Origin of the sequence: Pseudomonas sp. Irchel s3b2 (genome assembly GCF_900187445.1) — a bacterium.
GTDB lineage: Bacteria > Pseudomonadota > Gammaproteobacteria > Pseudomonadales > Pseudomonadaceae > Aquipseudomonas.
This window is the reverse complement of sequence record NZ_FYEB01000010.1, coordinates 127972-153063: the sequence shown is the minus strand read 5'-3', so window position 1 is coordinate 153063 and position 25092 is coordinate 127972. Positions and strand designations below refer to the sequence as shown.

26 protein-coding genes are annotated in these 25092 nt (G+C 59.8%); 18 read left to right on the top strand and 8 right to left on the bottom strand.

What is annotated here, in order from left to right:
* The first annotated feature begins 23 nt into the window (after positions 1-23).
* Both CKW20_RS20360 and cysC read left to right on the top strand, forming a co-directional pair.
* Positions 24-1538, top strand: coding sequence for a TolC family protein (locus CKW20_RS20360; RefSeq protein ID WP_095054513.1), 1515 nt, complete (start codon positions 24-26; stop codon positions 1536-1538).
* A complete protein-coding gene (cysC, locus tag CKW20_RS20355) occupies positions 1522-2127 on the top strand; it encodes an adenylyl-sulfate kinase (RefSeq protein WP_095054512.1) in 606 nt (201 codons plus the stop codon). The genes CKW20_RS20360 and cysC overlap by 17 nt, the downstream gene beginning before the upstream one ends.
* Before the next feature lie 57 nt (positions 2128-2184).
* Here cysC and CKW20_RS20350 read toward each other — a convergent pair whose 3' ends face one another.
* Positions 2185-2943: a slipin family protein gene (locus tag CKW20_RS20350; RefSeq protein ID WP_030128605.1), complete on the bottom strand. Its 759-nt coding sequence runs from the start codon at positions 2941-2943 to the stop codon at positions 2185-2187.
* A 2-nt stretch (positions 2944-2945) separates the two neighbouring features.
* Entirely contained in the window at positions 2946-3494 is a 549-nt protein-coding gene (locus tag CKW20_RS20345) for an NfeD family protein (protein WP_095054511.1), read from the bottom strand.
* Between the two features lie 212 nt (positions 3495-3706).
* Between CKW20_RS20345 and CKW20_RS20340 the strand changes: the two genes are divergently transcribed.
* The 11 genes from CKW20_RS20340 to CKW20_RS29625 all read left to right on the top strand — a co-directional run bounded on the left by CKW20_RS20340 (position 3707) and on the right by CKW20_RS29625 (position 13175).
* Positions 3707-4174 (top strand): aminoacyl-tRNA deacylase, encoded by a 468-nt coding sequence (locus CKW20_RS20340; protein WP_095054510.1) that lies wholly within the window; start codon positions 3707-3709, stop codon positions 4172-4174.
* A 114-nt stretch (positions 4175-4288) separates the two neighbouring features.
* Positions 4289-4534, top strand: a complete 246-nt coding sequence (locus tag CKW20_RS20335; protein ID WP_095054509.1) for a DUF2789 domain-containing protein — start codon at positions 4289-4291, stop codon at positions 4532-4534.
* Positions 4535-4624: 90 nt separating this feature from the next.
* The gene (locus CKW20_RS20330; protein WP_095054508.1) at positions 4625-4870 is read left to right on the top strand and encodes a type II toxin-antitoxin system Phd/YefM family antitoxin; all 246 of its coding nucleotides are present in this window, start codon (positions 4625-4627) and stop codon (positions 4868-4870) included.
* A 126-nt stretch (positions 4871-4996) separates the two neighbouring features.
* A complete protein-coding gene (locus CKW20_RS20325) occupies positions 4997-5425 on the top strand; it encodes a MarR family winged helix-turn-helix transcriptional regulator (protein WP_095054507.1) in 429 nt (142 codons plus the stop codon).
* On the top strand, positions 5422-7494 hold the full coding sequence (locus tag CKW20_RS20320) for an FUSC family protein (RefSeq protein WP_095054506.1): 2073 nt from the start codon (positions 5422-5424) through the stop codon (positions 7492-7494). The genes CKW20_RS20325 and CKW20_RS20320 overlap by 4 nt, the downstream gene beginning before the upstream one ends.
* Positions 7491-7700 (top strand): DUF1656 domain-containing protein, encoded by a 210-nt coding sequence (locus tag CKW20_RS20315; protein WP_007899582.1) that lies wholly within the window; start codon positions 7491-7493, stop codon positions 7698-7700. The genes CKW20_RS20320 and CKW20_RS20315 overlap by 4 nt, the downstream gene beginning before the upstream one ends.
* Positions 7697-8584, top strand: a complete 888-nt coding sequence (locus CKW20_RS20310; protein WP_095054505.1) for an efflux RND transporter periplasmic adaptor subunit — start codon at positions 7697-7699, stop codon at positions 8582-8584. Before CKW20_RS20315 ends, CKW20_RS20310 begins: the two co-directional genes overlap by 4 nt.
* Positions 8581-10029 (top strand): efflux transporter outer membrane subunit, encoded by a 1449-nt coding sequence (locus tag CKW20_RS20305; protein ID WP_095054504.1) that lies wholly within the window; start codon positions 8581-8583, stop codon positions 10027-10029. Before CKW20_RS20310 ends, CKW20_RS20305 begins: the two co-directional genes overlap by 4 nt.
* 81 nt (positions 10030-10110) lie before the next feature.
* Positions 10111-10746 carry an NADH:ubiquinone oxidoreductase subunit N gene (locus tag CKW20_RS20300; protein ID WP_095054503.1) on the top strand — a complete coding sequence of 212 codons (636 nt, stop codon included), beginning with the start codon at positions 10111-10113 and terminating at the stop codon, positions 10744-10746.
* A gap of 304 nt (positions 10747-11050) precedes the next feature.
* Positions 11051-12562, top strand: coding sequence for a YdgA family protein (locus CKW20_RS20295; RefSeq protein ID WP_095054502.1), 1512 nt, complete (start codon positions 11051-11053; stop codon positions 12560-12562).
* A 457-nt stretch (positions 12563-13019) separates the two neighbouring features.
* A complete protein-coding gene (locus tag CKW20_RS29625; RefSeq protein ID WP_176466932.1) occupies positions 13020-13175 on the top strand; it encodes a hypothetical protein in 156 nt (51 codons plus the stop codon).
* 51 nt (positions 13176-13226) lie between these two features.
* Here the strand turns inward: CKW20_RS29625 and CKW20_RS20290 are convergent, their stop codons facing one another.
* Positions 13227-13472 (bottom strand): DUF1127 domain-containing protein, encoded by a 246-nt coding sequence (locus CKW20_RS20290; protein WP_095054501.1) that lies wholly within the window; start codon positions 13470-13472, stop codon positions 13227-13229.
* Between the two features lie 179 nt (positions 13473-13651).
* On the opposite strand from CKW20_RS20290, the gene CKW20_RS20285 reads away from it, so the two are divergent.
* Together CKW20_RS20285 and CKW20_RS20280 are read left to right on the top strand one after the other, a co-directional pair.
* Positions 13652-15073, top strand: a complete 1422-nt coding sequence (locus CKW20_RS20285) for a PLP-dependent aminotransferase family protein (protein WP_095054500.1) — start codon at positions 13652-13654, stop codon at positions 15071-15073.
* A 56-nt stretch (positions 15074-15129) separates the two neighbouring features.
* Positions 15130-16704: a phospholipase D family protein gene (locus CKW20_RS20280; protein WP_095054499.1), complete on the top strand. Its 1575-nt coding sequence runs from the start codon at positions 15130-15132 to the stop codon at positions 16702-16704.
* 131 nt (positions 16705-16835) lie between these two features.
* Here CKW20_RS20280 and CKW20_RS20275 read toward each other — a convergent pair whose 3' ends face one another.
* Both CKW20_RS20275 and CKW20_RS20265 read right to left on the bottom strand, forming a co-directional pair.
* Positions 16836-17978 carry an MFS transporter gene (locus CKW20_RS20275; RefSeq protein WP_095054498.1) on the bottom strand — a complete coding sequence of 381 codons (1143 nt, stop codon included), beginning with the start codon at positions 17976-17978 and terminating at the stop codon, positions 16836-16838.
* Positions 17979-18160: 182 nt separating this feature from the next.
* The gene (locus tag CKW20_RS20265) at positions 18161-19654 is read right to left on the bottom strand and encodes an aldehyde dehydrogenase (protein ID WP_095054497.1); all 1494 of its coding nucleotides are present in this window, start codon (positions 19652-19654) and stop codon (positions 18161-18163) included.
* A gap of 227 nt (positions 19655-19881) precedes the next feature.
* Here CKW20_RS20265 and CKW20_RS20260 point away from each other — a divergent pair, with 227 nt between their 5' ends.
* Positions 19882-20244 carry a cupin domain-containing protein gene (locus tag CKW20_RS20260; RefSeq protein ID WP_095054496.1) on the top strand — a complete coding sequence of 121 codons (363 nt, stop codon included), beginning with the start codon at positions 19882-19884 and terminating at the stop codon, positions 20242-20244.
* Positions 20245-20448: 204 nt separating this feature from the next.
* Here CKW20_RS20260 and rpmG read toward each other — a convergent pair whose 3' ends face one another.
* Together rpmG and rpmB are read right to left on the bottom strand one after the other, a co-directional pair.
* A complete protein-coding gene (rpmG, locus tag CKW20_RS20255) occupies positions 20449-20604 on the bottom strand; it encodes a 50S ribosomal protein L33 (RefSeq protein WP_007894709.1) in 156 nt (51 codons plus the stop codon).
* 11 nt (positions 20605-20615) lie between these two features.
* Positions 20616-20849 (bottom strand): 50S ribosomal protein L28, encoded by a 234-nt coding sequence (rpmB, locus tag CKW20_RS20250; protein ID WP_007894701.1) that lies wholly within the window; start codon positions 20847-20849, stop codon positions 20616-20618.
* Between the two features lie 446 nt (positions 20850-21295).
* Between rpmB and CKW20_RS20245 the strand changes: the two genes are divergently transcribed.
* The gene (locus tag CKW20_RS20245) at positions 21296-22885 is read left to right on the top strand and encodes an ABC transporter substrate-binding protein (protein WP_095054495.1); all 1590 of its coding nucleotides are present in this window, start codon (positions 21296-21298) and stop codon (positions 22883-22885) included.
* 184 nt (positions 22886-23069) lie between these two features.
* On the opposite strand, the gene radC is transcribed toward CKW20_RS20245, so the two are convergent.
* Positions 23070-23744 (bottom strand): DNA repair protein RadC, encoded by a 675-nt coding sequence (radC, locus tag CKW20_RS20240; RefSeq protein WP_095054494.1) that lies wholly within the window; start codon positions 23742-23744, stop codon positions 23070-23072.
* Positions 23745-23880: 136 nt separating this feature from the next.
* Here radC and coaBC point away from each other — a divergent pair, with 136 nt between their 5' ends.
* Positions 23881-25089 carry a bifunctional phosphopantothenoylcysteine decarboxylase/phosphopantothenate--cysteine ligase CoaBC gene (coaBC, locus tag CKW20_RS20235; protein ID WP_095054493.1) on the top strand — a complete coding sequence of 403 codons (1209 nt, stop codon included), beginning with the start codon at positions 23881-23883 and terminating at the stop codon, positions 25087-25089.
* Positions 25090-25092: the final 3 nt, after the last annotated feature.

Here is a 25092-nt window from a genome sequence, read left to right as displayed (position 1 = left end):
GGCGGCACCTGGGGGCTCCAAGGATGAAGAGAAGTCAGAAGTTATTCGGCGCCAGCTTGCTGGCGCTGGCGATCAGCGGATGTGCGGTCACCAGTGAACCGATCGACCGCAGCGTCAGCCAACAGCGTGCCAAAAGCGATCTGCAAAACATGTACAAGGGTCAGGAGCCCCTCAGTGGCCCACTGACACTGCACCAGGCCATGGCCCGCGCAGTGAAATACAACCTCGAAGGCCGGCTCAAGATCATGGAAGAGGCCTTGGCCAAGCGCCAACTCGACCTCGCCAGTTTCGACATGTTGCCGCGCATGGCGCTGGACGCCGGGTACGTAGGGCGTAACAACGTCAACGCTTCCAGCAGCCAGAGCGTAGAGACCGGAACCCAGTCCCTGGAGCCGTCGACCTCCCAAGACCGCGACCGTGAAGTGGCGGACCTGACCATGGTCTGGAACGTGCTCGACTTCGGTGTCAGTTACATCAGTGCCAAACAGCAGGGCGATCAACGGCTGATCGTGCAGGAGCGTCGGCGCAAGGTGATCAACACCATCGTTCAGGACGTGCGCTCGGCCTATTGGCGAGCCATGGCCGCCGAACGTTTGCTCAAACAGATCGACAGCCTGATGGCCCGGGTCGAAACCGCTCGCAACAATAGTCAGAGCATGAGCGAGCAGCGTATCGGCGATCCGATCCAGGCGTTGGGTTATCAGCGCTCGCTGATCGAAGCCACCCGGCAACTGGAAGAGCAACGTCGCGCGCTGTCACTGGCGAAAACCGAACTGGCGACCCTGATCAATCTGCCGCTGGGCACCGACCTGACGCTGGCGACCCAGGACGATTACGTCATTCCGGAACTCAAGGTCGACCTCGCCAGCCTGGAACAGGAAGCCCTGACCAGTCGGCCGGAGTTGCGAGAGCAGGATTACCAGACCCGCATCAGCGCCGCCGAAACCCGCAAAGCCATGCTGCGCCTGCTGCCGGGGCTGGAGTTTTCTGCCGGCGGGCATTACGACAGCAACTCGTTTTTGGTGGAGCAGGGCTGGGCGGATTACGGGGTGAAAGTCACCTGGAACCTGTTCAATGTGATTTCCGCACCCGCCGCGATCGACGTCGCCAAGGCCGGTGAAGAAGTTGCCGCGGCGCGCCGGCAGGCGATGTCGATTGCCGTACTGGCGCAGCTTTACGTGGCCAACGCCAACTATCGCGAAGCGATGCGGCAGTTCAAGACCAATCAGCAACTGTCAGACATCGACGGGCAAATCGTCGGCCAACTGCGCAACCGCTATCAGGCGGCCGGGCTAGGTGAACTGGACCTGATCCAGGGCGAGCTAAACACCTTGCAAGCCGATCTGCGTCGCGACCTGTCTTACGCCGACCTGCGCAACGCTTACGGGCAAATCTTCGCCAGTGCCGGTCTCGATCCGCTGCCGGACGAAGTGCAATCGACCGAAGTCCAGTCCATCGCCACGGCCCTGGCCAATCGTGAAGAGGCGTGGGCGGCGGGCAATATTTCAGTGCCGGTGGCCCATGCCCCGGTCCAATAACCTGCTGGCGCCGACGGCGAGCATCAGCCGCGCCCAACGGGAGACCCGTAACGGCCATCGCGGCACGGCGATTCTGCTGACCGGTTTACCGGCCGCGGGCAAGTCGACATTGGCCCAGGCACTGCACGCCGAGCTGTTCGAACACGGTGTGCAGAGTGTGGTGCTCGATGGCGACGGGCTGCGGGTCGGGCTCAATCGCGATTTGGGGTTTACCGACAGCGATCGTCTGGAAAACATCCGCCGCGCCAGCGAACTCGCGGCGCTGTTGGTCGAGAACGGGCAGGTTGTCATCCTCGCGATGATCGCGCCCTTGGTGGAGTTGCGTGAATTGTTCGCCCGACGGTTGGGCGAGGATTACCGCGAAGTCTGGTGCAGCGCCTCGTTGGCAGTGTGTGAACAGCGTGACCCCAAAGGTCATTACGCCCGGGCGCGACGGGGTGAGTTGGCGGGGTTCACCGGAGTTTCCGCGCCTTACGAACCACCGCCGTGTGCGTCGCTGGCGCTCGACACCGGCGCGCTGTCGGTCGAGGCCTGTCTCGACCGTTTGTTGACCTGGCTCGGCGAGTGCGCGGTGCTGCCGAAACGATGAGTCGGCCGGTCTTCTCCCGCTTGCCGGTGGCGGTGGATTTGCCATCTTTTAGCGCCTTCAAGGCTTGGACGACAAATCCGCCATCCCCTTGAGCAACTCGATCGGTAGCGGAAAGACGATGGTCGAACTCTTGTCCCCGGCAATCGAACTCAGCGTCTGCATGTAACGCAACTGCATGGCCCCTGGCTGACGGCCGAGCATTTCGGCGGCTTGCATGAGTTTTTCCGAGGCCTGCAATTCACCTTCGGCGTGGATCACCTTGGCCCGACGTTCCCGTTCGGCTTCGGCCTGCCTGGCGATGGCGCGAATCATCGATTCGTTGAGGTCCACGTGCTTGATCTCGACGTTGGCCACCTTGATGCCCCAGGCATCGGTCTGCGCATCGAGTACTTGCTGGATGTCGACGTTCAGGCGTTCCCGTTCGGCCAGCAATTCATCGAGTTCATGTTTACCCAGCACCGCCCGCAACGTGGTCTGCGCCAGTTGGCTGGTGGCCATGAGAAAGTCTTCCACCTGAATGATCGCTCTCTGCGGATCGAGCACGCGGAAATACAGCACCGCATTGACCTTGACCGAGACGTTGTCGCGGGTGATCACGTCTTGCGGTGGTATGTCGAGCACCACGGTACGCAGGTCGACGCGAACCATTTGCTGAACCACCGGAATCAGCAGGATCAGGCCGGGGCCTTTGACCTGCCAGAAGCGTCCGAGCTGGAACACCACGCCGCGTTCATATTCACGCAGGATGCGGAAGGTCGACCCCGCCAGTGCAATCAGCAATAACAGCAGCGCGGCAAAACCCAGTTGCAGGCCCATGACTATCCTCCGCCATCATTGTTCATTGCGGGCGCCGCGTCAGCCGCAGCCACTTCCAGCAGTAGCCCTTTGCGTGCTACCACCCGGACTTGTTGTCCCGGTTGCAGCGGTGTTTCGCTCAATACCTGCCATTGCTCGCCTTGCAGATGGACCCAGCCGATATAAGCATTGCCCGCCTGCAACGACGTTATCGGCGTCACCGCGCCCAGTATTTCGGCGTCACCGCTGACGTTGCGGCGCGGTCGGGTTTTCAAGGCGCGGATCAGCAGGAAAGCCAGCAGCAGTGCACTGATCAGCCCCAGACCGATCATCAAGGGAACAGGGACTTCGGCATTGGTCAGAATCACCGCGCCGATCACGAACATCACAATGCCGCCCAGACCGACCACGCCGTAATTGGGCAAGGCCGCCTCGGCGATCAAAAATGCAATGCCGAAGGTAATCAGCCAGATCCCGAGGGGGTCGGGAACCAGCACTACGAGGGTGTCCGCTGCGAAAACCGATCCGCTCAAAGCCAACAGCAGCGCAATTGCACAGCAACGAATGTTCACTTGACCCTCCGGGAGAGTCATCCGTCCGCGAGCCGTTCATGGCTCTGTATACAAGTTTAGTTGAGCCTGCACTGATATGAATTTTGACCTGTTGTCGGCAGCGTCCGACGGGCGGATTTCCCGCCGGATCCCACCAGCGGGCCTAGACTTTCAAGGGAGACAAAAAGTTAACCATTGTCCGCGATTCGTTGCTGCGGACACCGAGGTGCATCATGCGAATGGCAAAAACCGTGCAGAACAGCCTGGATAAGGCTCACTGCGAATATGACATCGTTTCCCACCCGCACTCAGCCAGCAGCCTTGAAACAGCTCGGCTCGCGGGCATCCCTGCCGAACGGGTCGCCAAATCAGTGATTCTCGATGACCGTCACGGCCACTACTTGATGGCCGTGCTGCCCGCCAGCCGTCACCTGGACCTGAGCAAAGTACGTGGCAGCAGCGAATGGCAAGTCACCCGTGAAAGCAACCTGCCGCACCTGTTCGATGATTGCGAACGCGGCGCCGTGCCTGCACTGGGTGAATCCTACGGGATGGACATGGTCATCGACCCACTGCTGACCCGGCAGAAAGATATCTACCTCGAAGCCGGCAACCACAACAATCTGGTACATATGAGCGTGCCGGAATTTCTGAAAATGGTGCCGCATGCCGAAGTGTGCGAGTTGAGTCAGTCGGCATAGCGTCGACATAACTGCCGTCATCGCGGGCAAGCTTCGTTCCTGTAGGAGCGAGGCTTGCCCGCGAATGGCCGCACCGCGGTCCCCATCCAATACACCATCACGAAGGAGCCCAATATGGAATCCCCAACCCACAGCCTCCCCTCCCTGTTCAAACAACTCGGGCTGCCTGATGACGCCGAAAGCATCGATAAATTCATCGCTACCCATTCACCGCTCAAACCCGAACTGCACCTGGCGGACGCGTTCTTCTGGAACGAGAGCCAGGCAGAGCTGCTGCGTGATGAGATTCTCGATGATGCGGATTGGGCGGAGGTGGTGGATCAACTGGATGTGCTACTGAGGAAGGGGCGGGGGGTGTAAACGAAAAACCCCGTCACAGGTTTCTTCTGGGTCTTATTAACTTGCTTGAAGTAGCTTCCATGGCGACAAATCCCAAGATGAGACTGACCCATGCAGTATGTTTTAGCCGAAAGAATCATCAGCATCTCCGAGTTGGCTAAAAACGTCGGTGCTGTCTTGCGGGAAACGCAAGCCGGGCCAGTCGCGTTGGTAGATAACAATCAAATCAGGGCGTATCTGGTTTCGGCGGATCTCTTTGAAGCGATGCTGGACCGCCTGGATGATTTCGACCTTGCAACTCTCATACGCGCTCGCAATCAGGAAACTGGCGAACCAATCAGTCTTGAGGACCTGTGAAAACTCATTGCCAACATGAGAATTGTTTCAAAACTTGACCAACTTTCCCCTCCAATGCCATATTGATAGTTAGCAAACTAACAGTGTGTGCATCCCCTCGTGCCAAAGAACCTCGACGCTCTCCAGATGAACATCAGCAGCTCCATGGTGGTGGCCGCCAGGCATTGGCGGAAGATCTGCCAGACCACGCTGGTCAACTATGGAATCTCCGAAGCCTGCGCCGTCCCGCTGTTGATGATCGGGCGTTTGGGCGAGGGTGTGCGGCAGGTGACGGTCGCGCAGGCGGCGGGGATGGAGAGTCCTTCTCTGGTGCGTTTGTTGGATCAGCTGTGCCATGCCGGTTACGTCTGCCGTACCGAAGACACCCATGACCGACGCGCCAAGTGCCTGAGCCTGACCGAGACCGGTCGCGAGCTGGTGCAGGCAGTCGAAGTCGAGTTGGTGCGTTTGCGCCATGAAGTGCTCGAAGGGATCGCCCCGAGTGATCTGGAAGCGGCGCTGCGGGTACTGAAAGCTTTCGAAGCGGCCAATCATCCAGCGGTAGCTCAACCTTGAGCGGATTTTTCACCGGCGTCCCCCCGGCGCGGGACTGGTTCTACGGTGTGCGCACTTTCGCGGCATCGATGATCGCGCTGTACATCGCCATGCTCATGCAAATGCCGCGTCCATATTGGGCGATGGCCACGGTGTACATCGTTTCCAGCCCGTTCGTCGGCCCCACCAGTTCCAAGGCGTTGTACCGCGCGGTCGGCACGTTGCTGGGTGCGGCGGCGGCGGTTTTTTTCGTGCCGATGTTTGTGCAGAGCCCTTATGTGCTGGTGGTGGTCATCGCGCTGTGGACCGGGATTTTGCTGTTCCTGTCCCTGCACCTGCGCACCGCCAACAGCTACGCCTTGATGCTCGCCGGTTACACCTTGCCGCTGATCGCCCTGCCAGTGGTGGATAACCCGCTGGCGGTGTGGGACGTGGCCGAGGCGCGTACCGAAGAGATCTTTCTCGGCATCGCCTGTGCGGCAGTGGTCGGTGCGATGTTCTGGCCGCGGCGGCTGGCGCCGGTGTTCAACGATTCGGTGAATAAATGGTTCGCCGATGCCTCGACCTACAGCCTGCGCTTCCTCAGTCGCAACGTGCAGCCGGACGAAGTCAGTGCCCTGCGTTCATCGATGGTGGCGAACTTCAACAGTCTGGAATTGATGATCGGTCAGCTACCCCACGAGGGCGCGCGGCCGCAAACGGTGCGCAATACCAAGGAACTGCGCGGGCGAATGATCCATCTGCTGCCGGTGATCGATGCCCTCGACGACGCGATCTATGCCCTCGAGCGACGCACGCCGGAGCTTGTGGATAAGTTCGCGCCACTGCTGACCGCGACCACCGAATGGCTCGACCACAAAGCCGCTGACCTCGACCGCTGGCAGGCCCTGAAAAACCGGCTCGAAACGCTGCAACCGAGTGCCGAGGTGCTGGGCGATCGCAATCAGTTGTTGTTCTCCAACGCGCTGTATCGCCTCGGCGAATGGATTGATGTGTGGCAAGACTGTCGCAGCCTGCAATACGCCATTCAGTGCGAGAGTCAGGACAGTTGGCGCGCGGTGTATCGGCACTGGCGCCTTGGCCGGCTGTCGCCGTTTCTCGACCGTGGCTTGATGCTCTATTCGGCCGCGTCCACGGTCACCGCCATCATCGTCGCCTCGGTGCTGTGGATTCTGCTCGGCTGGACCGACGGCGGTAGTGCGGTGATTCTGGCGGCGGTGGCGTGCAGTTTTTTCGCTTCGATGGACGACCCGGCGCCGCAGATCTATCGGTTCTTTTTCTGGACCGCGATGTCGGTGCTTTTCGCCAGCCTTTATCTGTTTCTGATCCTGCCCAACCTGCATGACTTCCCGATGCTGGTGCTGGCCTTCGCCATCCCGTTCATCTGCGTTGGCACCCTGACGGTGCAGCCGCGTTTCTACCTGGGCATGCTGCTGACCATCGTCAACACGTCATCGTTCATCAGCATTCAGGGTGCCTACGACGCAGATTTCCTCAGCTTCGCCAACTCCAACCTGGCCGGGCCCATGGGCTTGCTGTTCGCGTTCATCTGGACCCTGATCGCCCGGCCATTCGGCGCGGAACTGGCGGCCAAGCGCCTGACCCGTTTCAGCTGGCGCGACATCGTCAGCCTCACCGAGCCGGCTTCGTTGGCCGAACACCGGCAATTGGGCGTGCAGATCCTCGATCGCCTGATGCAGCACTTGCCGCGGCTGGCCATGACCGGCCAGGACACCGGGATCGCCCTGCGGGAAGTGCGCGTGGCGTTGAATCTACTCGACCTGCTGGCTTATACGCCGCGTGTGGTTGGCGTGCCGCAGGTGCTGCTGCAGCAAGTGGTGGCCGAAGTCGGTGAGTACTTCAAGGCCTGTCTCAAGGCCGACGAACGTCTGCCAGCGCCGAGCCCTTTGCTGATGACCCTCGACCGCACCCGTCGCGCCCTCGACACCGAGTGCGATGACGGCGCCCGTCTGCATTTGCTGCACGCCCTGAGCGGCTTGCGCCTGGCCTTACTGCCGGGTGTGGAGTTTGTCGGCGCGGGTGAGCTTGAAGAACCGCTTCCCCATGGCATCGATGGAGCGCCTTTATGATCGGTGATCTGGATATCAGCGGGGTGTTCCTGCCCACGCTGCTGGTGCTGATGGGCATTACCTACGTGTTGTACCTGTTGGTGCACGGGTTGCTGACACGCCTGCACTTTTACCGTCTGGTCTGGCACCGGGCATTGTTCAACGTGGCCCTCTACGCCGTGCTCCTCGGCGCCGTGGACTCACTCAGTCGATACCTGATGACATGAAGAAACCTTTTTTGACCCTCGGCCGCGTGGTCTTGACGCTGTTGATCGTGACCTTCGCCGTTGTCGTGGTCTGGCGCATGGTCATGTATTACATGTTCGCGCCCTGGACCCGGGACGGGCACATCCGCGCCGATATCGTGCAGATCGCCCCGGACGTGTCGGGGCTGATCCAGCAAGTGGAGGTGCGCGACAACCAATGGGTGAAACGCGGCCAGGTGCTGTTCAGCATCGATCAGGACCGTTTCAAACTGGCGCTGCGCCAGGCAAAGGCTGCCGTCGCTGACCGTCAGGAAACCCTGGCCCAGGCTCAGCGCGAGGCCAAGCGTAACCGTGGCCTCGGCAATCTGGTCCCGGCCGAGCAACTGGAGGAAAGCCAGTCCCGTGTCGCCCGCGCCGAAGTGGCGTTAATGGAGGCACAGGTGACGGTGGACAGCGCTCAACTCAACCTCGACCGCTCGTTGATCCGCAGCCCGGTGGATGGCTACGTCAACGACCGCGCGCCGCGCTCCCAGGAGTTCGTCACCGTCGGGCGACCGGTGTTGTCGGTGGTGGACAGCAACTCGTTCCACATCGACGGTTATTTTGAAGAAACCAAACTGGACGGCATTCATGTCGGCCAAAGCGTTGATATTCGCGTGGTTGGCGACCGCGCTCGGCTGCGCGGGCACGTTGAAAGCATCGTCGCCGGCATCGAAGACCGCGACCGCAGCAGCGGCAGCAATCTGTTGCCCAACGTCAATCCGGCGTTCAGTTGGGTGCGGCTTGCGCAGCGGATTCCGGTGCGAATCTCTTTCGACGACGTGCCGGCGGACTTCCGCATGATCGCCGGTCGAACGGCCACGGTGTCGATCATTGGCGAGCAAACCCGGGAGCCAGCGAAATGAGCAGGGCCTCAGGTTTGGCGGTTGCCGGATTAGGCTTGCTGCTGTCGGCCTGTCAGGTGGTCGGGCCGGATTATCATTTGCCGGACGAGGCCGCCATGCATCGTGAAGATTTTCAGGGCGATCTGGCGGTGAACGGCAAAAATGTCGTCTCGGCACCGGTGCCCAGTGATTGGTGGCGGCTGTATCAGGATCCGCGTCTGGACCAATTGGTGCAGCAGGCCATGGCCTCCAACACCGATTTGCGGGTGGCGGCGGCGAATCTTTCGCGGGCTCGCGCTCAGGTCGACGAAGCGCAGGCGGCGGGTGGTTGGAGCGGCGGCGTGAAAGTCGGCGCCCAGCGTTTGCAGGAGTCCGGCGAGGCGTACTTGCTGGCGGATAAAGTGCCGGTGGCCAACGTCGGTGATATCGGCATCACGACGTCCTATCAGTTCGATCTGTTCGGCACGTTGCAGCGCGGCATCGAAGCGGCCAAAGCCAATGCCGATGCGACCCAGGCGGCAGCGGACACCGCGCGGATTACCCTGGTGGCCGATGTGGTGCGGGCTTACACCCAGGTCTGCGCGGCCAACGAAGAGCGGGAGATCGCCCAGCATTCCCTCGACCTGCAAGCCCAGAGCACCACGCTGACCCAGCGCTTGCGTGATGCCGGGCGCGGCGATGAGACCCAGGTCACCCGTTCGCAAACCCAATTCAAATCCTTGCGCGCCGAATTGCCGCGTTATGAGGCAGCGCGTCAGGCCGGGCTGTTCCGCTTATCGATGTTGCTGGCCAAACCGGTCGAGCAATTGCCTGCGGGCACCAGCGACTGTGCCGAGCTGCCGAAAATCGCGCAATTGTTGCCGGTAGGTGACGGCGCCACGCTGCTCAAACGCCGACCCGATGTGCGGCAGGCCGAGCGCAGATTGGCGGCGGCGACAGCCGGCATCGGCATTGCAACCGGCGAGTTGTACCCGGACATCAGCATCGGCGCGACCGTTGGCACGGTCGGGATTCTGGAAAATCTCGGCAAACCGGCGACCAATCGCTGGGGCTTCGGCCCGTTGCTGAGCTGGACCGTGCCGTCCAATGGCTCTCGCGCGCGAATCCGCGAAGCCGAAGCCGCGACCCAAGGCGCGCTGGCGCATTTCGATGGTGTGGTGCTCAACGCCATCCGCGAGACTCAGACCGGCCTGGCGCAATATTCCGCGCAACTTCAGCGCCGCGATGCGTTGGCAGATGCCGAGCAATCGGCGCAACTGGCGGCAGACCAGACCCACCGTTTCTTTCAGGCCGGCCGTGCGTCGTTTTTGGCGGACCTGCAAGCCACTCGCACCTACACCGACGTACGGGCGCAACTGGCCTCGGCCAACACCCAAGTGGCCATGAGCCAGATCGATTTGTTCCTCGCTTTGGGTGGCGGCTGGGAAAGCGGACGAACGCAAGGTCCACAACCCGGCAAACCCTGAGGCCATTGCTATGCTTTGAATTGATGGGGACGCGCGGCGAACCCGTCGATCAAGGCTTGCGTTGATCATGGGGATCTAATAATGAAAAACCCTTACGCTCCCGGCTTTTGGTGCGCCATTGCGGCATTGGTTTTGCTGTCGGCCACCTATTTCTACGGCGTCATGCTGGCCCACCAGCTCGACACGGCGCTGATGTTCCTCGACAGCGCGGCGGCGTTGATCGCCGTGATGGCTATCGTGGTGGTCGCCTGGGCTTCATTACAGGGCCAGCGCATCAAGAAAAAACACCTCGAACAAGGCAAGATCCTGGTACAGATCTGGGACACCAAGGTGGCTTTGCGTCGCGTCGAAACGGTATTCGACCGGTATTTCTGGGGCAGTTACTGGCAACCGGGGCGTACGTTCCAGGAAGTCATGGGTGAACTCACCGGCACGCCACTGGAAAAAAGCCTCGAAACATTGAAAAAACAATGCCTGGCGCTGGACAAGCAAGTGGCTGACGAGGGGTGGCACTGGCTCAACAATGCGCGAGAGCTGTCCGATGTCGCCACTGCCATGGCCCGCGAGCGCTATCAACTGGACTTCTGCGACCCACGCGGGGAAGTGACCGGCGGGGCGGTGATCAATCGGGATTTTGAAGTGCTGGTGTATACGTGGACTGCGCGGCTGAAGAGCTTCGATCATCAGCTGGATGAGATTGAGGTTCAGTATTCCTGAATTGATGTTGGCTGGACTGACGCTTTCGCGGGCAAACCTCGCTCCTACAGGATTTGTGTCGTTTCACGAATATTACGCACGACACGAATCTGTAGGAGCGAGGCTTGCCCGCGAAGGCGATCTTATGTCCGCTGATACTCTCAACTTATCTGCACGGCCCATAGACACTCTTTCACCTTTAATCATTGGGCCGCGTTGCGGCGCAAATGCTAATCTCCATCCCACTTTAAGTCGTGACCGCAACCCGTCATGGGTTCAGGGAAGACGACCACACTTCCAACAACGGACATTGATCGGGTACTTCATGAATAAATCAGCAGGCGTGCTTCTAGGAATTGTCGTGGCCATCGGTGCAATCAGCGCTGGCGGTGCGTGGTACACCGGCAGCAAACTCGATGGAGTGCTGAACACCTCGATTGCCGACGCCAACAAAGAGCTGCAAGCCGCGTTGGCTGGTTCCAACGGCACGGCGTCTCTGGAGCTGGTGTCGCTGGACCGCCATGTGTTCAGCAGCACCGCGCACTACCGCCTCAAGGGCGAGGGCGAGATGTTTGGTGAAGCGCCGATGGAGATGCTATTCGTCGATCGCATCGAACACGGCCCTCTGCCGTTCTCGCGTCTGGTGTCGCTGAAGTGGTTGCCGGTCCTGGCCACCAGTCACTACGAGCTGGAAAAGACCCCGCTGACCGAAAAGTGGTTCGCCGCCGCCAAGGACAAATCCCCGGTCAAAGGCGTGGTCAACATCGGCTACGACAACTCCACCAAAGGCACCCTTGAATTTCTGCCACTGGAAGCAGCACTGGACGACAAGTCCAATCTGACCTTCTCCGGGATGAAGCTGGACGTAGCTGCCAGTGCCCAGGCGCAAAAGGTCAAGGCCGACGGTTACATGGACAGTCTGAAACTGACCACCGTGGCCGAAGATCAGACCCCGGTGAAGGTCGAGCTCAACGGCTTGACCCTGGCCAGTAACCTGAACAAAAGCACGTACGGCTATTACGTCGGCGAAAACACCGTCGAGCTGACTAACAGCAAAACCACTTTTGGTCCCAAGCAATCGGTACTCGGTTTCAAGAACTTTGAAATGAAGAACAAGACTGAGGAATCGGGCACCAACGCTTCGGGGCGTGCCGATTACAAGGTCGGTGAAGTGTCCTTGAACGGCAAGGTTATCGGCTCTGCGCAAATGGCCATGAGCCTGAAAAACCTCGACATCCCGTCAACGATGTCGCTGATGCAGATCTACCAGACCAAACTGCAACCGTACGAGAAGGCCGCCGCTGAAGCCGCTGCCGCTGGTCTACCGGTGCCGGAGCTGAACCTGACCCCGGCCGAAGAAGCGCAGGTCAAGACCGGTCTGGAGAAACTGCTGGCCGCCGGCCCGCAGGTGGCTCTGGAAAACCTGTCGTTCAACACCAGCAACGGCGAAAGCCGCGCCAATCTGGTGCTGGACCTGACCAAGCCGCAGTCCATGGACCTGCCGCCAGACCAGTTGGTCAAGCAGTTGATCGCACTGTTGGACTTCAACCTATTGGTGTCCAAGCCAATGCTGGTTGACGTGCTCACCGTGCAATCGCAAATCGACGGCCAGACCGACGCCAAGCTCATCGCCGATCAGGCGGGCGCAACCGCCGACATGTTCGGCAGCATGGCGGTCGGTACACAACTGGCGAAACTGGACGGTAACAACGTCGTCACCAAGCTGCACTACGCCAACAATCAGGTGGACTTCAACGGCCAGAAAATGACCCTCGAGGAATTTGTCGGCTTCGTGATGAGCAAACTCGGCGGCGCTGGCAACGTCACTATCCAGTAAATCGCAGGCTTCAGCGCAACGCCCGGCCTCTGCAATGCGCAGACGCCGGGCGTTTTGCTGTCTGGGGTTTCGAAACGAGGATAGGGGAGGAGGTTCCAATGCCTGTCAGTCGAACGCAATCCCTGTGGGAGCGGGCTTGCCCTAATGCCAGTCAGTTAAGCAACTTCAGCCGCGACGCATTTCCTTGTAGCAGCTGCCGAAGGCTGCGTTCGGCTGCGAAGCAGTCGTGAATCCGGGCACGCGGTCCGCCTGACGCATCCCGGTGGCTGATTTTACGACTGCTACGCAGCCGAACGCAGGCTTCGCCAGCTGCTACAGGTAGCATTACGGCTTAACTGACTGGCATGGGCTACTGATTGCCAGCCAGGCGTGTGCGGTAAGTTGGCGAATAATGCGGGGAGAGGGTGAATTTTCCGAGCAAACGGGGGACTTTTTGGTCCGTCTATCGGGTCGACAAATGAAGCGCTCGCAGCCGGTTACCGCGTCTGCGGTGTTGGCCGGTTTGTCCATGCTTTTGGTGATGATGTGCGAAACGCTGGAGCACTACACCCCACAGGAACTGGCGGGTTTTGCGAAAGAAGCCATCGGCTGGGTAGCCAGCCGATGGCTTTAGAGATGTGTAGATACCCATGCCGCGATGAGGCCCCTTAAAGCGCCATAGAACTCAGATCCGCCAGAACGGTTTAAGTCCCTCCTCCAACGCCTGCTCCCGACTCAGCCCTACATCCATCAACTGCTCCGGTGTCAGCGTCAGCAACACCTTGCGCGTGTGCAGACGATGCCAGAACAGGCCCCAGCGACCCAGGCAGGACGGTGCGTTGCGCATGACCGCCTCGCGCGCGCCGTTTTTCTGCCCTGCCGCCAGTTCCTGACTGTGTAACGTCAGCCGCACATCGCTCAAGCCGTTCATTTTCGTCGCTCCTGTTTACTTGGGTAGCCAGAGCTTTCATGATGCGCGGACGACGAAAAGCATTACAGATTCAATGATGCTGTATTAAGCCCATACAGATTTTCCGTTTCAGCGTCTGAATCACTTATTTTCGCCCCATCTGTACTGGTTAACCGAATCACCCACATCGAGACTGCGCCATGACCCTCTACGTCAATCTCGCCGAATTGCTCGGCACACGTATCGAACAGGGCTTCTATCGTCCCGGCGACCGGCTGCCCTCGGTGCGGGCGTTGAGTGTCGAACACGGGGTCAGCCTGAGCACGGTGCAGCAGGCCTATCGAGTGCTGGAAGACGTTGGTCTGGCGATGCCCAAACCCAAGTCAGGCTACTTCGTGCCCGTGAGTCGCGAGCTGCCGGAGCTGCCAGTGGTTGGCCGGCCAGCCCAACGACCGGTGGATATTTCGCAGTGGGATCAGGTACTGGAGCTGATTCGCGCCGTACCGCGCAAGGACGTCGTGCAACTCGGTCGCGGCATGCCGGATATCACCACCCCGACCATGAAACCGCTGCTGCGCAACCTGGCGCGAATCAGCCGTCGGCAGGACATGCCCGGTCTGTATTACGACAACATCTACGGTACCCTCGAATTACGCGAGCAGATCGCTCGCCTGATGCTCGATTCGGGCTGCCAGTTGAGCGCCAACGATCTGGTAATCACTACCGGTTGCCACGAAGCACTGTCCACCAGTATCCGTGCCATTTGCGAGCCGGGTGACATCGTGGCCGTGGATTCGCCGAGCTTTCACGGCGCCATGCAGACCCTCAAGGGCCTGGGCATGAAAGCGCTGGAAATCCCCACCGACCCGCTTACTGGTATCAGCCTCGATGCTTTGGAACTGGCGTTGGAGCAATGGCCGATCAAAGCCATACAGTTGACCCCCAACTGTAACAACCCGTTGGGCTACATCATGCCGGAGTCGCGCAAGCGTGCGCTGTTGACGCTCGCACAGCGTTTTGACGTGGCGATTATCGAGGACGATGTGTATGGCGAACTGGCCTACACCTACCCGCGCCCACGCACCATCAAATCCTTCGACGAAGACGGCCGCGTCCTGCTCTGCAGTTCTTTTTCCAAGACCCTGGCACCGGGCCTGCGCATTGGTTGGGTCGCGCCGGGTCGTTATCTGGAACGGGTGCTGCACATGAAGTACATCAGCACCGGCTGCACTGCGCCGCAACCGCAGATTGCGATTGCCGAATTTCTCAAGGCCGGGCACTTCGAACCGCATTTGCGGCGGATGCGCACGCAATACCAGCGCAATCGCGACGCGATGATCGACTGGGTCACCCGCTATTTCCCCGCGGGTACCCGCGCCAGCCGCCCGCAAGGCAGCTTCATGCTATGGGTCGAACTGCCGGAGGGCTTCGACACCCTGAAGCTCAATCGAGCGCTGCATGACCAAGGCGTGCAGATTGCCGTCGGCAGTATCTTTTCCGCTTCGGGCAAATACCGCAATTGCCTGCGAATGAACTACGCTGCCAAAACAACCCCGCAGATTGAAGAAGCAGTACGCAAGGTCGGTGCGGCGGCCATCAAACTGCTGGCGGAAACCGACTGACCTTTCCTCGGGATGCGGCGTCCATATGCTAACCGCCACCACCCGGAACACGCTCCGTGAGAATCAGACAGCCATTGCTTGCTCTTCTGTTACTCGCCTCGTTTCTGGGTGGCTGCACGACGCTCAACGCCCCTCGCGAGCCGAGCCAGGCCCTACCGGCGACGAACTCGGCGTTCGGCCGCTCGATCCAGGCCCAGGCTGCCCCCCATCAGGGCCAATCGGGCTTTCGCTTGCTATCCGACAGTTCCGAGGCTTTCACCGCCCGCGCCGAGCTGATTCGCAACGCCCAAAGCAGTCTCGATCTGCAGTACTACATCGTCCATGACGGCATCAGTACGCGGATATTGGTGGGTGAGTTGCTCAAGGCTGCCGACCGTGGAGTACGGGTACGGATCCTGCTCGACGACACCACCAGCGATGGCCTGGACCGGATCATCGCGACCCTTGCCGCCCATCCAAAAATTCAGATCCGCGTGTTCAATCCGCTGCATCTGGGCCGCAGCACGGTCGTCACACGAACCATGGGCCGGCTCTTCAACCTGTCGCTGCAACACCGGCGCATGCACAACAAACTGTGGGTGGCGGATAACAGCGCGGCGATCGTTGGCGGACGCAACCTGGGGGACGAGTATTTCGATGCCGAGCCCAACCTCAATTTCACCGACATCGACATGCTCAGTGTCGGCCCGGTTGCAGAGCAACTGGGGCACAGTTTCGACCAATACTGGAACAGCGCCCTGAGCAAGCCGATCGAGCAGTTTCTCTCAAGCAAGCCGACAGCCAGGGATTTGAAAAATACCCGGACCCGACTGGACGAGTCCCTGGAGGAAACGCGAAAACAGAACCACGCGCTTTATCAGCAGTTGATGGCCTACACCACTCACCCGCGCCTGGATGTCTGGCGCCGCGAGCTGATCTGGGCCTGGAACCAGGCATTGTGGGACGCACCGAGCAAAGTCCTGTCCGAGGGCGAGCCGGATCCACACTTACTGCTGACTACTCAGTTGGCACCTGAGCTTAATGGGGTCAGCAAAGAACTGATCATGGTCTCGGCCTACCTCGTACCCGGCCAACCGGGCCTGGTATACCTGACCAGTCGCGCCGATGCCGGCATATCGATCAGTGTGCTGACCAACTCACTGGAAGCCACCGACGTACCGGCAGCGCACGGTGGTTATGCGCCTTATCGCAAAGCCTTGCTGGCGCACGGCGTGCAGCTGTTCGAATTACGCCGCCAGCCCGGCGACAACGGTGACAGCGGCAGCGGACCGCGTCTGTTTCACAGCGGGTCGTACCGCAGTTCCGATTCCAGCCTGCACAGCAAGGCGATTATTTTCGATCAGCAAAAAACCTTCATCGGCTCATTCAATTTCGACCCGCGCTCAGTGCTGTGGAACACCGAAGTCGGGGTCCTGGTGGACAGCCCGAAACTTGCCGCGCGTGTGCGCGAACTGGCACTTGAGGGAATGGCGCCCGCCCTCAGCTATCAGGCTCGACTGGAAAAGGGTCAAATCGTCTGGGTCACCGAAGATGACGGCAAGCAGCGCATATTGACCAAAGAACCGGGGGGGTGGTGGCGACACTTCAATTCGTGGCTTAGCAGCAAGGTCGGCCTGGAGCGAATGTTGTAGCAGCTGGCGAAGCCTGCGTTCGGCTGCACAGCAGTCGTAAAATCAGGCACCTCGGACTTTCAGGTTAACCGAGTAAACCCGGTTTACGACTGCTTCGCAGCCGAACGCAGCCTTCGGCAGCTGCTACAAAACTACGTAGGTTGCACTGCCCCAAACGCCCCTTGCCGCGACACCAGAATCACCAATCCCAACGCACCTGCTGCCATCAATAACGGCAAGGCATGGCCGCTGATCCATTGGCTGCCGGCACCGGCCAGCAAGGGCCCGATCAAGCAACCAATTCCCCACAGTTGCGCAATATGGGCATTGGCCCGCACCAAGGCATCGTCGCGATAACGTTCGCCAATCAGGATCAGCGACAAGGTGAACAATCCGCCGGCACTGGCGCCAAACACCACCCACAGCGGCCAGATCAATAACGTATCGATCAACAACGGAATCGCCAGGCTCGACAGCAGCAAAAGTATTGCGCAGCCGGCGAATAACGTTCGCCGCGACAGGCGATCAGCCAGCGCACCGATCGGCAGTTGTAGCAAGGCATCACCCACCACAACCGTACTGACCATCGCCAAGGCGATTTCCGTGGTGAAGCCCTGACGCAGACAATAGATCGGCAATAAAGTCAGGATCATCGCTTCGAACGCGGCGAACAGCGACACCGCCCAGGCAATTGCTGGCAGATTGCGGCAAAAAATCAGCAAGTCGCGGAGCGTCACGCTGCAGGCTTCGCTACTGGGCGCTCCGCTACGGCCCAGCAACAGCAGCGGTGAAGCCATCAGCAAAGCGACGCCAACCCAGAAGCCGTAATCATGCTCGGTGCCCAACGCCCCCAACAGCAACGGCCCGGCCAGCTGACTCAGGGCATAGCTACTGCCATACAGCGCCACCAGCCGACCGCGCCATTGCTCGACCACCAGTTGGTTGATCCAGCTTTCGCCGAGGATGAAGACGAGGGTCAGGATCACCCCGATCATCAACCGCAACACCAGCCAGACGGGGTAGCTCGGCCACACTGCCAACAAACCGATGGATATCGCACCGGCCCACAGGCACAGGCGCATCAGATTGGCCGTGCCGAAACGGGCTGCGAGGTGGCTGGAGATTTTCGCCCCCAGCAGTACGCCAATGGCCGGCATCGCCGCCATCACGCCGATCGCGAACGAGCCGTAACCCCAGCCCTCCAGACGCAGCGAAACCAACGGCATGCTGACCCCCAGGGCCAGGCCGACACTCAAGACAGACGCCAAAACGGCGAAATAAGTCGCCCAACGCATGTTCCACACTCCTGTGGATATTTTATGTGCAGCGCAAAGCAATGTGGGAGCGAGCCTGCTCGCGATGACGGAGCAACATTCAACGTTGACGTCGACTGTCATACCGCTATCGCGAGCAGGCTCGCTCCCACAAGGGGTCTATGTTGCGTCGGGCCTCGATATGAACCGGGGCCCGCTACGCATTACAACTTGATCCAGGTCGCCTTCAGCTCGGTGTACTTGTCGAACGCATGCAGCGACTTGTCGCGACCATTGCCGGATTGTTTGAAGCCACCGAATGGCGCGGTCATGTCGCCGCCATCGTACTGGTTGACCCACACGCTACCGGCACGCAAAGCCTTGGCGGTCAGGTGAGCCTTGGAGATGTCGGCGGTCCAGACTGCAGCGGCCAGACCGTAAGGCGTGTCGTTAGCGATCTGGATGGCTTCTTCAGCGCTGTCGAAGGTGATGACCGACAACACCGGACCGAAGATTTCTTCCTGAGCAATTTTCATCGCGTTGCTCACGCCATCGAAAATCGTCGGCTCGACGTAAGTGCCACCGGTTTCTTGAAGAATGCGCTTACCGCCGGCCACCAGTTTGGCGCCATCGGTGTGACCGGACTCGATGTAGGACAGCACGGTGTTCATCTGCTGAGTATCCACCAGCGCACCGACGTTGGTTGCCGGATCCAGCGGGTTGCCCGGTTTCCAGGTTTTCAGGGCTTCAATCACCAGCGGCAGGAATTTGTCCTTGATCGAACGCTCGACCAGCAGGCGCGAACCGGCGGTGCAGACTTCGCCCTGGTTGAAGGCGATGGCACCGGCAGCGGCTTCGGCGGCGGCTTGCAGGTCCGGCGCATCGGCGAACACGATGTTCGGGCTCTTGCCGCCAGCTTCCAGCCAGACGCGCTTCATGTTCGATTCGCCGGAGTAGATCAGCAGTTGCTTGGCGATCTTGGTCGAACCGGTGAACACCAGGGTGTCGACGTCATTGTGCAGAGCCAGGGCCTTGCCGACGGTGTGACCGTAACCCGGCAGCACGTTCAGCACACCTTTCGGAATACCCGCTTCAACCGCCAGCGCCGCAATGCGAATGGCCGTCAGCGGCGATTTTTCGGAAGGTTTGAGGATCACCGAGTTACCGGTGGACAACGCCGGGCCGAGCTTCCAGCAGGCCATCATCAACGGGAAGTTCCATGGCACGATCGCACCGACCACGCCGACCGGCTCGCGAGTCACCAGACCCAACTGATCATGCGGAGTGGCGGCGACTTCGTCGTAGATCTTGTCGATGGCTTCACCGCTCCAGCTCAGGGCTTGCGCCGCACCGGGAACGTCGATGTACAAGGAATCGCTGATCGGCTTGCCCATGTCCAGGGTTTCGAGCAGGGCCAGTTCTTCGGCGTGCTGCTTCAGCAGACCGGCGAAACGAATCATGGTGGCTTTGCGCTTGGTCGGCGCCAGGCGCGACCAGGCGCCGGAATTGAAAGTGGCGCGGGCATTGTCCACGGCACGCTGGGCGTCGGCAGCATCACAGCTGGCAATTTTGCCCAGCAGGCGGCCATCGACCGGGCTGATGCACTCGAAGGTCTCGCCAGAGGCGGCATCGGTGTATTCGCCATTGATGTAGGCGCGGCCTTCGATCTTTAGATCGCGAGCGCGTTGTTCCCAGTCGGCACGAGTCAGGGTGGTCATTCGAGTGTCCTCCTCTTATTGAATACGAGTGCCCCGCGTTCTATGCGGGCACTGTCAGGAATTCTGCCCGGCCAGCCTGCTTTTCGGCTCAAGGCAACCGTTACCCTAAACCAGCGGCCGGTGAAGTTTCAATATATTTGACACAAGGCCGGCAAACGGCCTTGCGATGTTCATTTTAATAAACATAGACTTTCAATTTTCCAGCGCAATCACGGGGGAATACCAGCATGAGCATTCAGGATATCGTCGATTTCAGCCAGGCCACTACCCAGCCCGATCGCTATCGACCAGACCCGGCGAAAGTCCTCAAGGGCGACCCCGAGCAAGCGGTGTACAACCACTACAACAGCCCGTGCGGCCAGATGAGTGCAGGTGTTTGGGAAGGCGAAGTCGGCCAGTGGCTAGTGAACTACACCGAGCACGAATACTGCGAAATCGTTCAGGGGGTTTCAGTACTGCGCGACGGCGAGGGCAACGCCAAGACCCTGCGTGTGGGCGATCGTTTCGTAATCCCGGCCGGTTTCAAAGGCACTTGGGAAGTGCTGGAGCCGTGCCGCAAGATCTATGTGGTGTTTGAACAGAAGGCTTGAGGATTTGTGCTGTTTGGGCCGGCCTCATCGCGGGCAAGTCGGATCGCCGCACCGCCGCTCCCACAAGGATCTGTGTCGATCACAAAACCTGTGGGAGCGTGGCTTGCCCGCGATGAGGCCCTGACAGACAACACAAAACCCACAGCCAACAAAAAAGGCCCGTATCTCGCGATACGGGCCTTTTTTGTAAGAGGGAAAAATCAATTACTTGATTTTGCCTTCTTTGTAGATCACGTGCTTACGAACAACCGGATCAAATTTCTTGATCTCGATTTTGTCCGGAGTAGTGCGCTTGTTCTTGTCGGTAGTGTAGAAGTGACCAGTACCGGCGCTCGAAATCAAACGAATCAATTCACGCATGATTAGCTCCCTTAGATCTTGCCGGCTTTGCGGATTTCGGCCAGCACGACAGTGATGCCACGCTTGTCGATGATACGCATGCCTTTGGCAGATACGCGCAGACGCACGAAACGTTTCTCTTCTTCAACCCAGAAGCGGTGATGCTGCAGGTTCGGCAGGAAACGACGACGGGTTTTGTTGTTTGCGTGGGAAATGTTATTCCCAGTCACCGGACCCTTACCGGTAACTTGACATACTCTCGACATGCCTCAGCCCTCTAAAACCACATGCCCAACCCGGCATGGGTTGGCCGCTTAATCTCTCAGTCATTTGGCGCCAGGCGCCGCGTTTCTTTAGAGGTCTTACCGGCTACACCTACAGTGAAGGAACCGGGCCCCTAGAAAAGAGCGCTGCTTTATACCAGAAAGACTAGAGAGCAACAACAACCGGTGTGCATTGAGTTGATAAAAACCTGGGTTTTCGGGCGCCGAGCGCCTTGGACAAAGGCTGTCCCCGAGAACGACCGCTCGTCGCAGAGAATCGGCCAACGGGCCCATTCAGGGTTTTCCTCAATCGCTACTCACCGAAAACAGTTGCCCATACTCCCCTCAAAATGAAAAAGGGGATAGTCATTTGTAAAAGAGCCTACTAGGGTAAGCCTTTTCCAGACTGCACTTGCAGATGGGCCTTCGATCTGTAAAGGAATCCGACCATGCGCCTTGCTGCCCTACCGCTGCTGCTCGCCCCGCTTCTACTGAGCCCTTTGGCCCATGCCGCCGCCCTGAGCGTCTGCACCGAGGCCAGCCCGGAAGGGTTCGATGTGGTGCAATACAACTCGCTGACCACTACCAACGCCTCGGCCGACGTGCTGATGAACAGTCTGGTGGACTTCGATACGGCCAGCGGCAAAGTGATCCCCAGCCTGGCGGACAGCTGGGAAGTCACACCCGACGGCCTGACCTACGTCTTCAAATTGCACCCGCAGGTGAAATTCCACCGCACCGAGTACTTCAGCCCGACGCGCGACCTGACCGCCGAAGACGTGAAATTCAGCTTCGACCGCATGCTCGACCCGGCGCACCCGTGGCACAAGATCGCCCAAAGCGGCTTCCCGCATGCCCAGTCGATGCAGTTACCCGCGCTGATCAAGAAGATCGACGCACTGGATCCGCTCACCATCCGCTTTACTCTCGATCACCCGGACTCGACTTTCCTGCCAACCCTGAGCATGGGTTTCGCCTCGATCTATTCGGCCGAGTACGCCGACCAACTGATGAAGGCCGGCACTCCGGAAAAGCTCAACAGCCAGCCGATCGGCAGCGGTCCGTTCATTTTCACGCGCTTCCAGAAAGACGCCTCGATTCGCTACAAGGCCAACCCGGATTACTTCCGCGGCAAGCCGTCGATAGACCCGCTGATCTTCGCCATCACCCCCGATGCCAACGTGCGTTTGCAGAAGTTGCGCCGCAACGAATGCCAGATTGCCCTGTCGCCCAAACCGCTGGACGTACAGGCCGCGCTGAAAGAACCCACCCTGAAAGTCGAAAAGACTGACGCCTTCATGACCGCCTTCGTGGGCATCAACAGCCAACACCCGCCGCTGGATAAGCCTGAAGTACGCCAGGCGATCAATCTCGCGTTCGACAAGGCCAACTACGTCAAAGCCGTGTTCGAAGACACCGCCGAACCCGCCAACGGCCCGTATCCGCCCAATACCTGGAGCTACGCCAAAGGTTTGCCGGGCTACCCGCATGACATCGAAAAGGCCAAGGCACTCATGGCCAAGGCCGGGCTCAAGAATGGTTTCCAGACCACCATCTGGACCCGCCCTTCCGGCAGCCTGCTGAACCCCAATCCAAGCCTCGGCGCGCAGCTTCTTCAGTCCGATCTGGCGGAAATCGGCATTCAGGCCGAGATTCGTGTGATCGAATGGGGCGAACTGATTCGCCGTGCCAAGGCCGGCGAGCACGACCTGTTATTCATGGGCTGGGCCGGCGACAACGGTGACCCGGACAACTTCCTCACGCCGCAGTTTTCCTGTGCGGGGGTCAAATCCGGCACCAACTTCGCCCGCTACTGCAACCAGGACCTGGACAAGCTGATCAGCGCCGGCAAGACCACCGGCGAGCAAGGTGTACGCACCAAGCTCTATGAACAGGCTCAGGCGCAGATCCAGCAACAGGCGTTGTGGCTGCCACTGGTGCACCCGACGGCCTTTGCGCTGACACGCAAGGATGTGCAGGGCTATCAGGTCAGTCCGTTTGGTCGCCAGGATTACTCGAAGGTAGTCCTCAAGCCATAAGCACCAACACAAAACCTGTGGGAGCGGGCTTTTGTGGCGAGGGGGCTTGCCCCCGTTGGGTTGCGAAGCAGCCCCAAAATCTCTGATGCATCAAAAATCTTGTGAGCGCTACGCACTCAAACGGGGGCAAGCCCCCTCGCCACAGGCTCGCTCCCACATGGACTCGCTTAACCCGCCCTTCCTCCTACATCCACCCATACTCGGCCATGGACAGCGGATCGCCGTCACCGACGATGAAATGGTCTAGCACCCGCACATCGATCAACTCCAGCGCCTCTTGCAGGCGCTTGGTCAGCATTCGGTCGGCCTGACTGGGGTCGGTGTTACCCGACGGATGGTTGTGGCACAGGATCAGCGCTGCGGCGTTATGGGCCAGGGCGCGCTTGACCACCTGCCTGGGATGGACGCTCGTGTTGTCGATAGAGCCGCGAAACAATGCCTCAAACGCCAGCACTTGATGCTTGGAATCCAAAAACAGACACCCGAACACCTCGTGAGGCTCGTGACGCAACATCGATTTCAGGTAGTCACGAACCGCCTGCGGATTTTCCAGTGCCGATTTTTGGCGCGCACGTTCGGCCAAATGCCTTCTGCCCATTTCCTGTACCGCTTGCAGCTGAGCGAATTTCGCTGGCCCAAGCCCTAATTGCCTGCTGAACGTAGCCTGATCAGCTTCTAGCAGTGAGCGCAGGCTGCCAAACTGATTCAGCAGGTGTCGAGCCAGATCAACTGCGCTTTTACCCGACACGCCGGTTCGTAAAAAAATCGCCAGCAGTTCGGCGTCCGAAAGACTCCCCGAGCCCAACTCAAGCAACCTCTCCCGCGGCCGCTCCGCCGCCGGCCAATCACGAATACTCATAGCACCTCCCTGGAATGTGGGCGCCGCTGTTCCATAGCGGTCGCTGTGATATCGTAGCCCATCTTTTTTGCGGGCGATTTCACTCCTGGGGAGGGGGTATCGCCACGCAGTCATCAACGAAATGAAAGGCAGACCTATGCAGCGGCTGTATCGGAAACGCATCGTTCTGGGCGTCGGCGGCGGCATTGCTGCCTACAAGAGCGCCGAGCTGGTTCGCCGCCTGATCGACCAGGGCGCCGAAGTGCGCGTGGTCATGACCCGTGGCGGCAGCGAATTCATTACTCCGCTGACCATGCAGGCGTTGTCCGGGCATCCGGTCCATCTCGATTTGCTGGACCCGGCGGCCGAAGCCGCGATGGGCCACATCGAGCTGGCCAAATGGGCTGACCTGGTGCTGATCGCTCCCGCCACGGCGGACCTGATCGCGCGCCTGGCCCAAGGTATTGCCGACGACCTGCTGACCACTTTGGTGCTGGCCACCGACGCCGTGGTCGCGGTTGCCCCGGCAATGAACCAGGCCATGTGGCGTGACCCGGCGACCCAGGCGAACCTGCAAACCCTCGAAAGCCGTGACCTCAAGGTCTTCGGCCCAGCATCCGGCAGCCAGGCCTGCGGCGACGTCGGCATGGGCCGCATGCTCGAAGCCAACGACCTCGCCCAGTGCGCGGCAGACTGCTTCCAGCGTCAGGCGCTGACCGGCAAACACGTGCTCATCACCGCCGGCCCGACCCAGGAAAACATCGACCCGGTGCGCTACATCACCAACCACAGCTCCGGGAAAATGGGCTTTGCCCTGGCCGAAGCCGCGGTAGAAGCCGGCGCCCGCGTGACCCTGATCACAGGCCCTGTGCACCTGCCGACCCCGGATCGCGTCACGCGCATCGATGTGGTCAGTGCCCGCGACATGCTCGCCGCCTGCGAAGCGGCGATCCCTTGCGACCTGTTCATCGCCTCTGCTGCGGTCGCGGACTACCGTCCGGAAGTCGTCGCCCCACAGAAACTCAAGAAAGACCCTACAAACGGCGACGGCTTATTGCTACAGATGGTGCGCAACCCAGACATCCTGGCCACCATCGCCACCCGTCCTGACCGTCCGTTCAGTGTCGGTTTCGCCGCCGAAACCGAACACCTGCTCGATTACGCTGCCCGCAAGTTGAAAGACAAGAACCTCGATCTGATCGTCGCCAACGACGTCGCCAACCCGAGCATTGGCTTCAACAGCGAAGAAAACGCCTGCAGCGTGATCGACCGCGAGCTACACGCCACACTTTTCGCCCAGACCAGCAAGGGCAAGATTGCCCGCCAGCTGATCACTTTTATCGCCGAACGTCTGAACCAGGTTTAATTT

Bases quoted from the DNA above. Each gene is read 5' to 3' on its own strand.
- CKW20_RS20360 (WP_095054513.1), top strand. From the start codon at position 24: ATGAAGAGAAGTCAGAAGTTATTCGGCGCCAGCTTGCTGGCGCTGGCG.
- cysC (WP_095054512.1), top strand. From the start codon at position 1,522: ATGCCCCGGTCCAATAACCTGCTGGCGCCGACGGCGAGCATCAGCCGC.
- CKW20_RS20350 (WP_030128605.1), bottom strand. From the start codon at position 2,943: ATGGGCCTGCAACTGGGTTTTGCCGCGCTGCTGTTATTGCTGATTGCA.
- CKW20_RS20340 (WP_095054510.1), top strand. From the start codon at position 3,707: ATGCGAATGGCAAAAACCGTGCAGAACAGCCTGGATAAGGCTCACTGC.
- CKW20_RS20335 (WP_095054509.1), top strand. From the start codon at position 4,289: ATGGAATCCCCAACCCACAGCCTCCCCTCCCTGTTCAAACAACTCGGG.
- CKW20_RS20330 (WP_095054508.1), top strand. From the start codon at position 4,625: ATGCAGTATGTTTTAGCCGAAAGAATCATCAGCATCTCCGAGTTGGCT.
- CKW20_RS20325 (WP_095054507.1), top strand. From the start codon at position 4,997: ATGAACATCAGCAGCTCCATGGTGGTGGCCGCCAGGCATTGGCGGAAG.
- CKW20_RS20315 (WP_007899582.1), top strand. From the start codon at position 7,491: ATGATCGGTGATCTGGATATCAGCGGGGTGTTCCTGCCCACGCTGCTG.
- CKW20_RS20310 (WP_095054505.1), top strand. From the start codon at position 7,697: ATGAAGAAACCTTTTTTGACCCTCGGCCGCGTGGTCTTGACGCTGTTG.
- CKW20_RS20305 (WP_095054504.1), top strand. From the start codon at position 8,581: ATGAGCAGGGCCTCAGGTTTGGCGGTTGCCGGATTAGGCTTGCTGCTG.
- CKW20_RS20300 (WP_095054503.1), top strand. From the start codon at position 10,111: ATGAAAAACCCTTACGCTCCCGGCTTTTGGTGCGCCATTGCGGCATTG.
- CKW20_RS20295 (WP_095054502.1), top strand. From the start codon at position 11,051: ATGAATAAATCAGCAGGCGTGCTTCTAGGAATTGTCGTGGCCATCGGT.
- CKW20_RS29625 (WP_176466932.1), top strand. From the start codon at position 13,020: ATGAAGCGCTCGCAGCCGGTTACCGCGTCTGCGGTGTTGGCCGGTTTG.
- CKW20_RS20290 (WP_095054501.1), bottom strand. From the start codon at position 13,472: ATGAACGGCTTGAGCGATGTGCGGCTGACGTTACACAGTCAGGAACTG.
- CKW20_RS20285 (WP_095054500.1), top strand. From the start codon at position 13,652: ATGACCCTCTACGTCAATCTCGCCGAATTGCTCGGCACACGTATCGAA.
- CKW20_RS20275 (WP_095054498.1), bottom strand. From the start codon at position 17,978: ATGCGTTGGGCGACTTATTTCGCCGTTTTGGCGTCTGTCTTGAGTGTC.
- CKW20_RS20265 (WP_095054497.1), bottom strand. From the start codon at position 19,654: ATGACCACCCTGACTCGTGCCGACTGGGAACAACGCGCTCGCGATCTA.
- CKW20_RS20260 (WP_095054496.1), top strand. From the start codon at position 19,882: ATGAGCATTCAGGATATCGTCGATTTCAGCCAGGCCACTACCCAGCCC.
- rpmG (WP_007894709.1), bottom strand. From the start codon at position 20,604: ATGCGTGAATTGATTCGTTTGATTTCGAGCGCCGGTACTGGTCACTTC.
- rpmB (WP_007894701.1), bottom strand. From the start codon at position 20,849: ATGTCGAGAGTATGTCAAGTTACCGGTAAGGGTCCGGTGACTGGGAAT.
- CKW20_RS20245 (WP_095054495.1), top strand. From the start codon at position 21,296: ATGCGCCTTGCTGCCCTACCGCTGCTGCTCGCCCCGCTTCTACTGAGC.
- radC (WP_095054494.1), bottom strand. From the start codon at position 23,744: ATGAGTATTCGTGATTGGCCGGCGGCGGAGCGGCCGCGGGAGAGGTTG.
- coaBC (WP_095054493.1), top strand. From the start codon at position 23,881: ATGCAGCGGCTGTATCGGAAACGCATCGTTCTGGGCGTCGGCGGCGGC.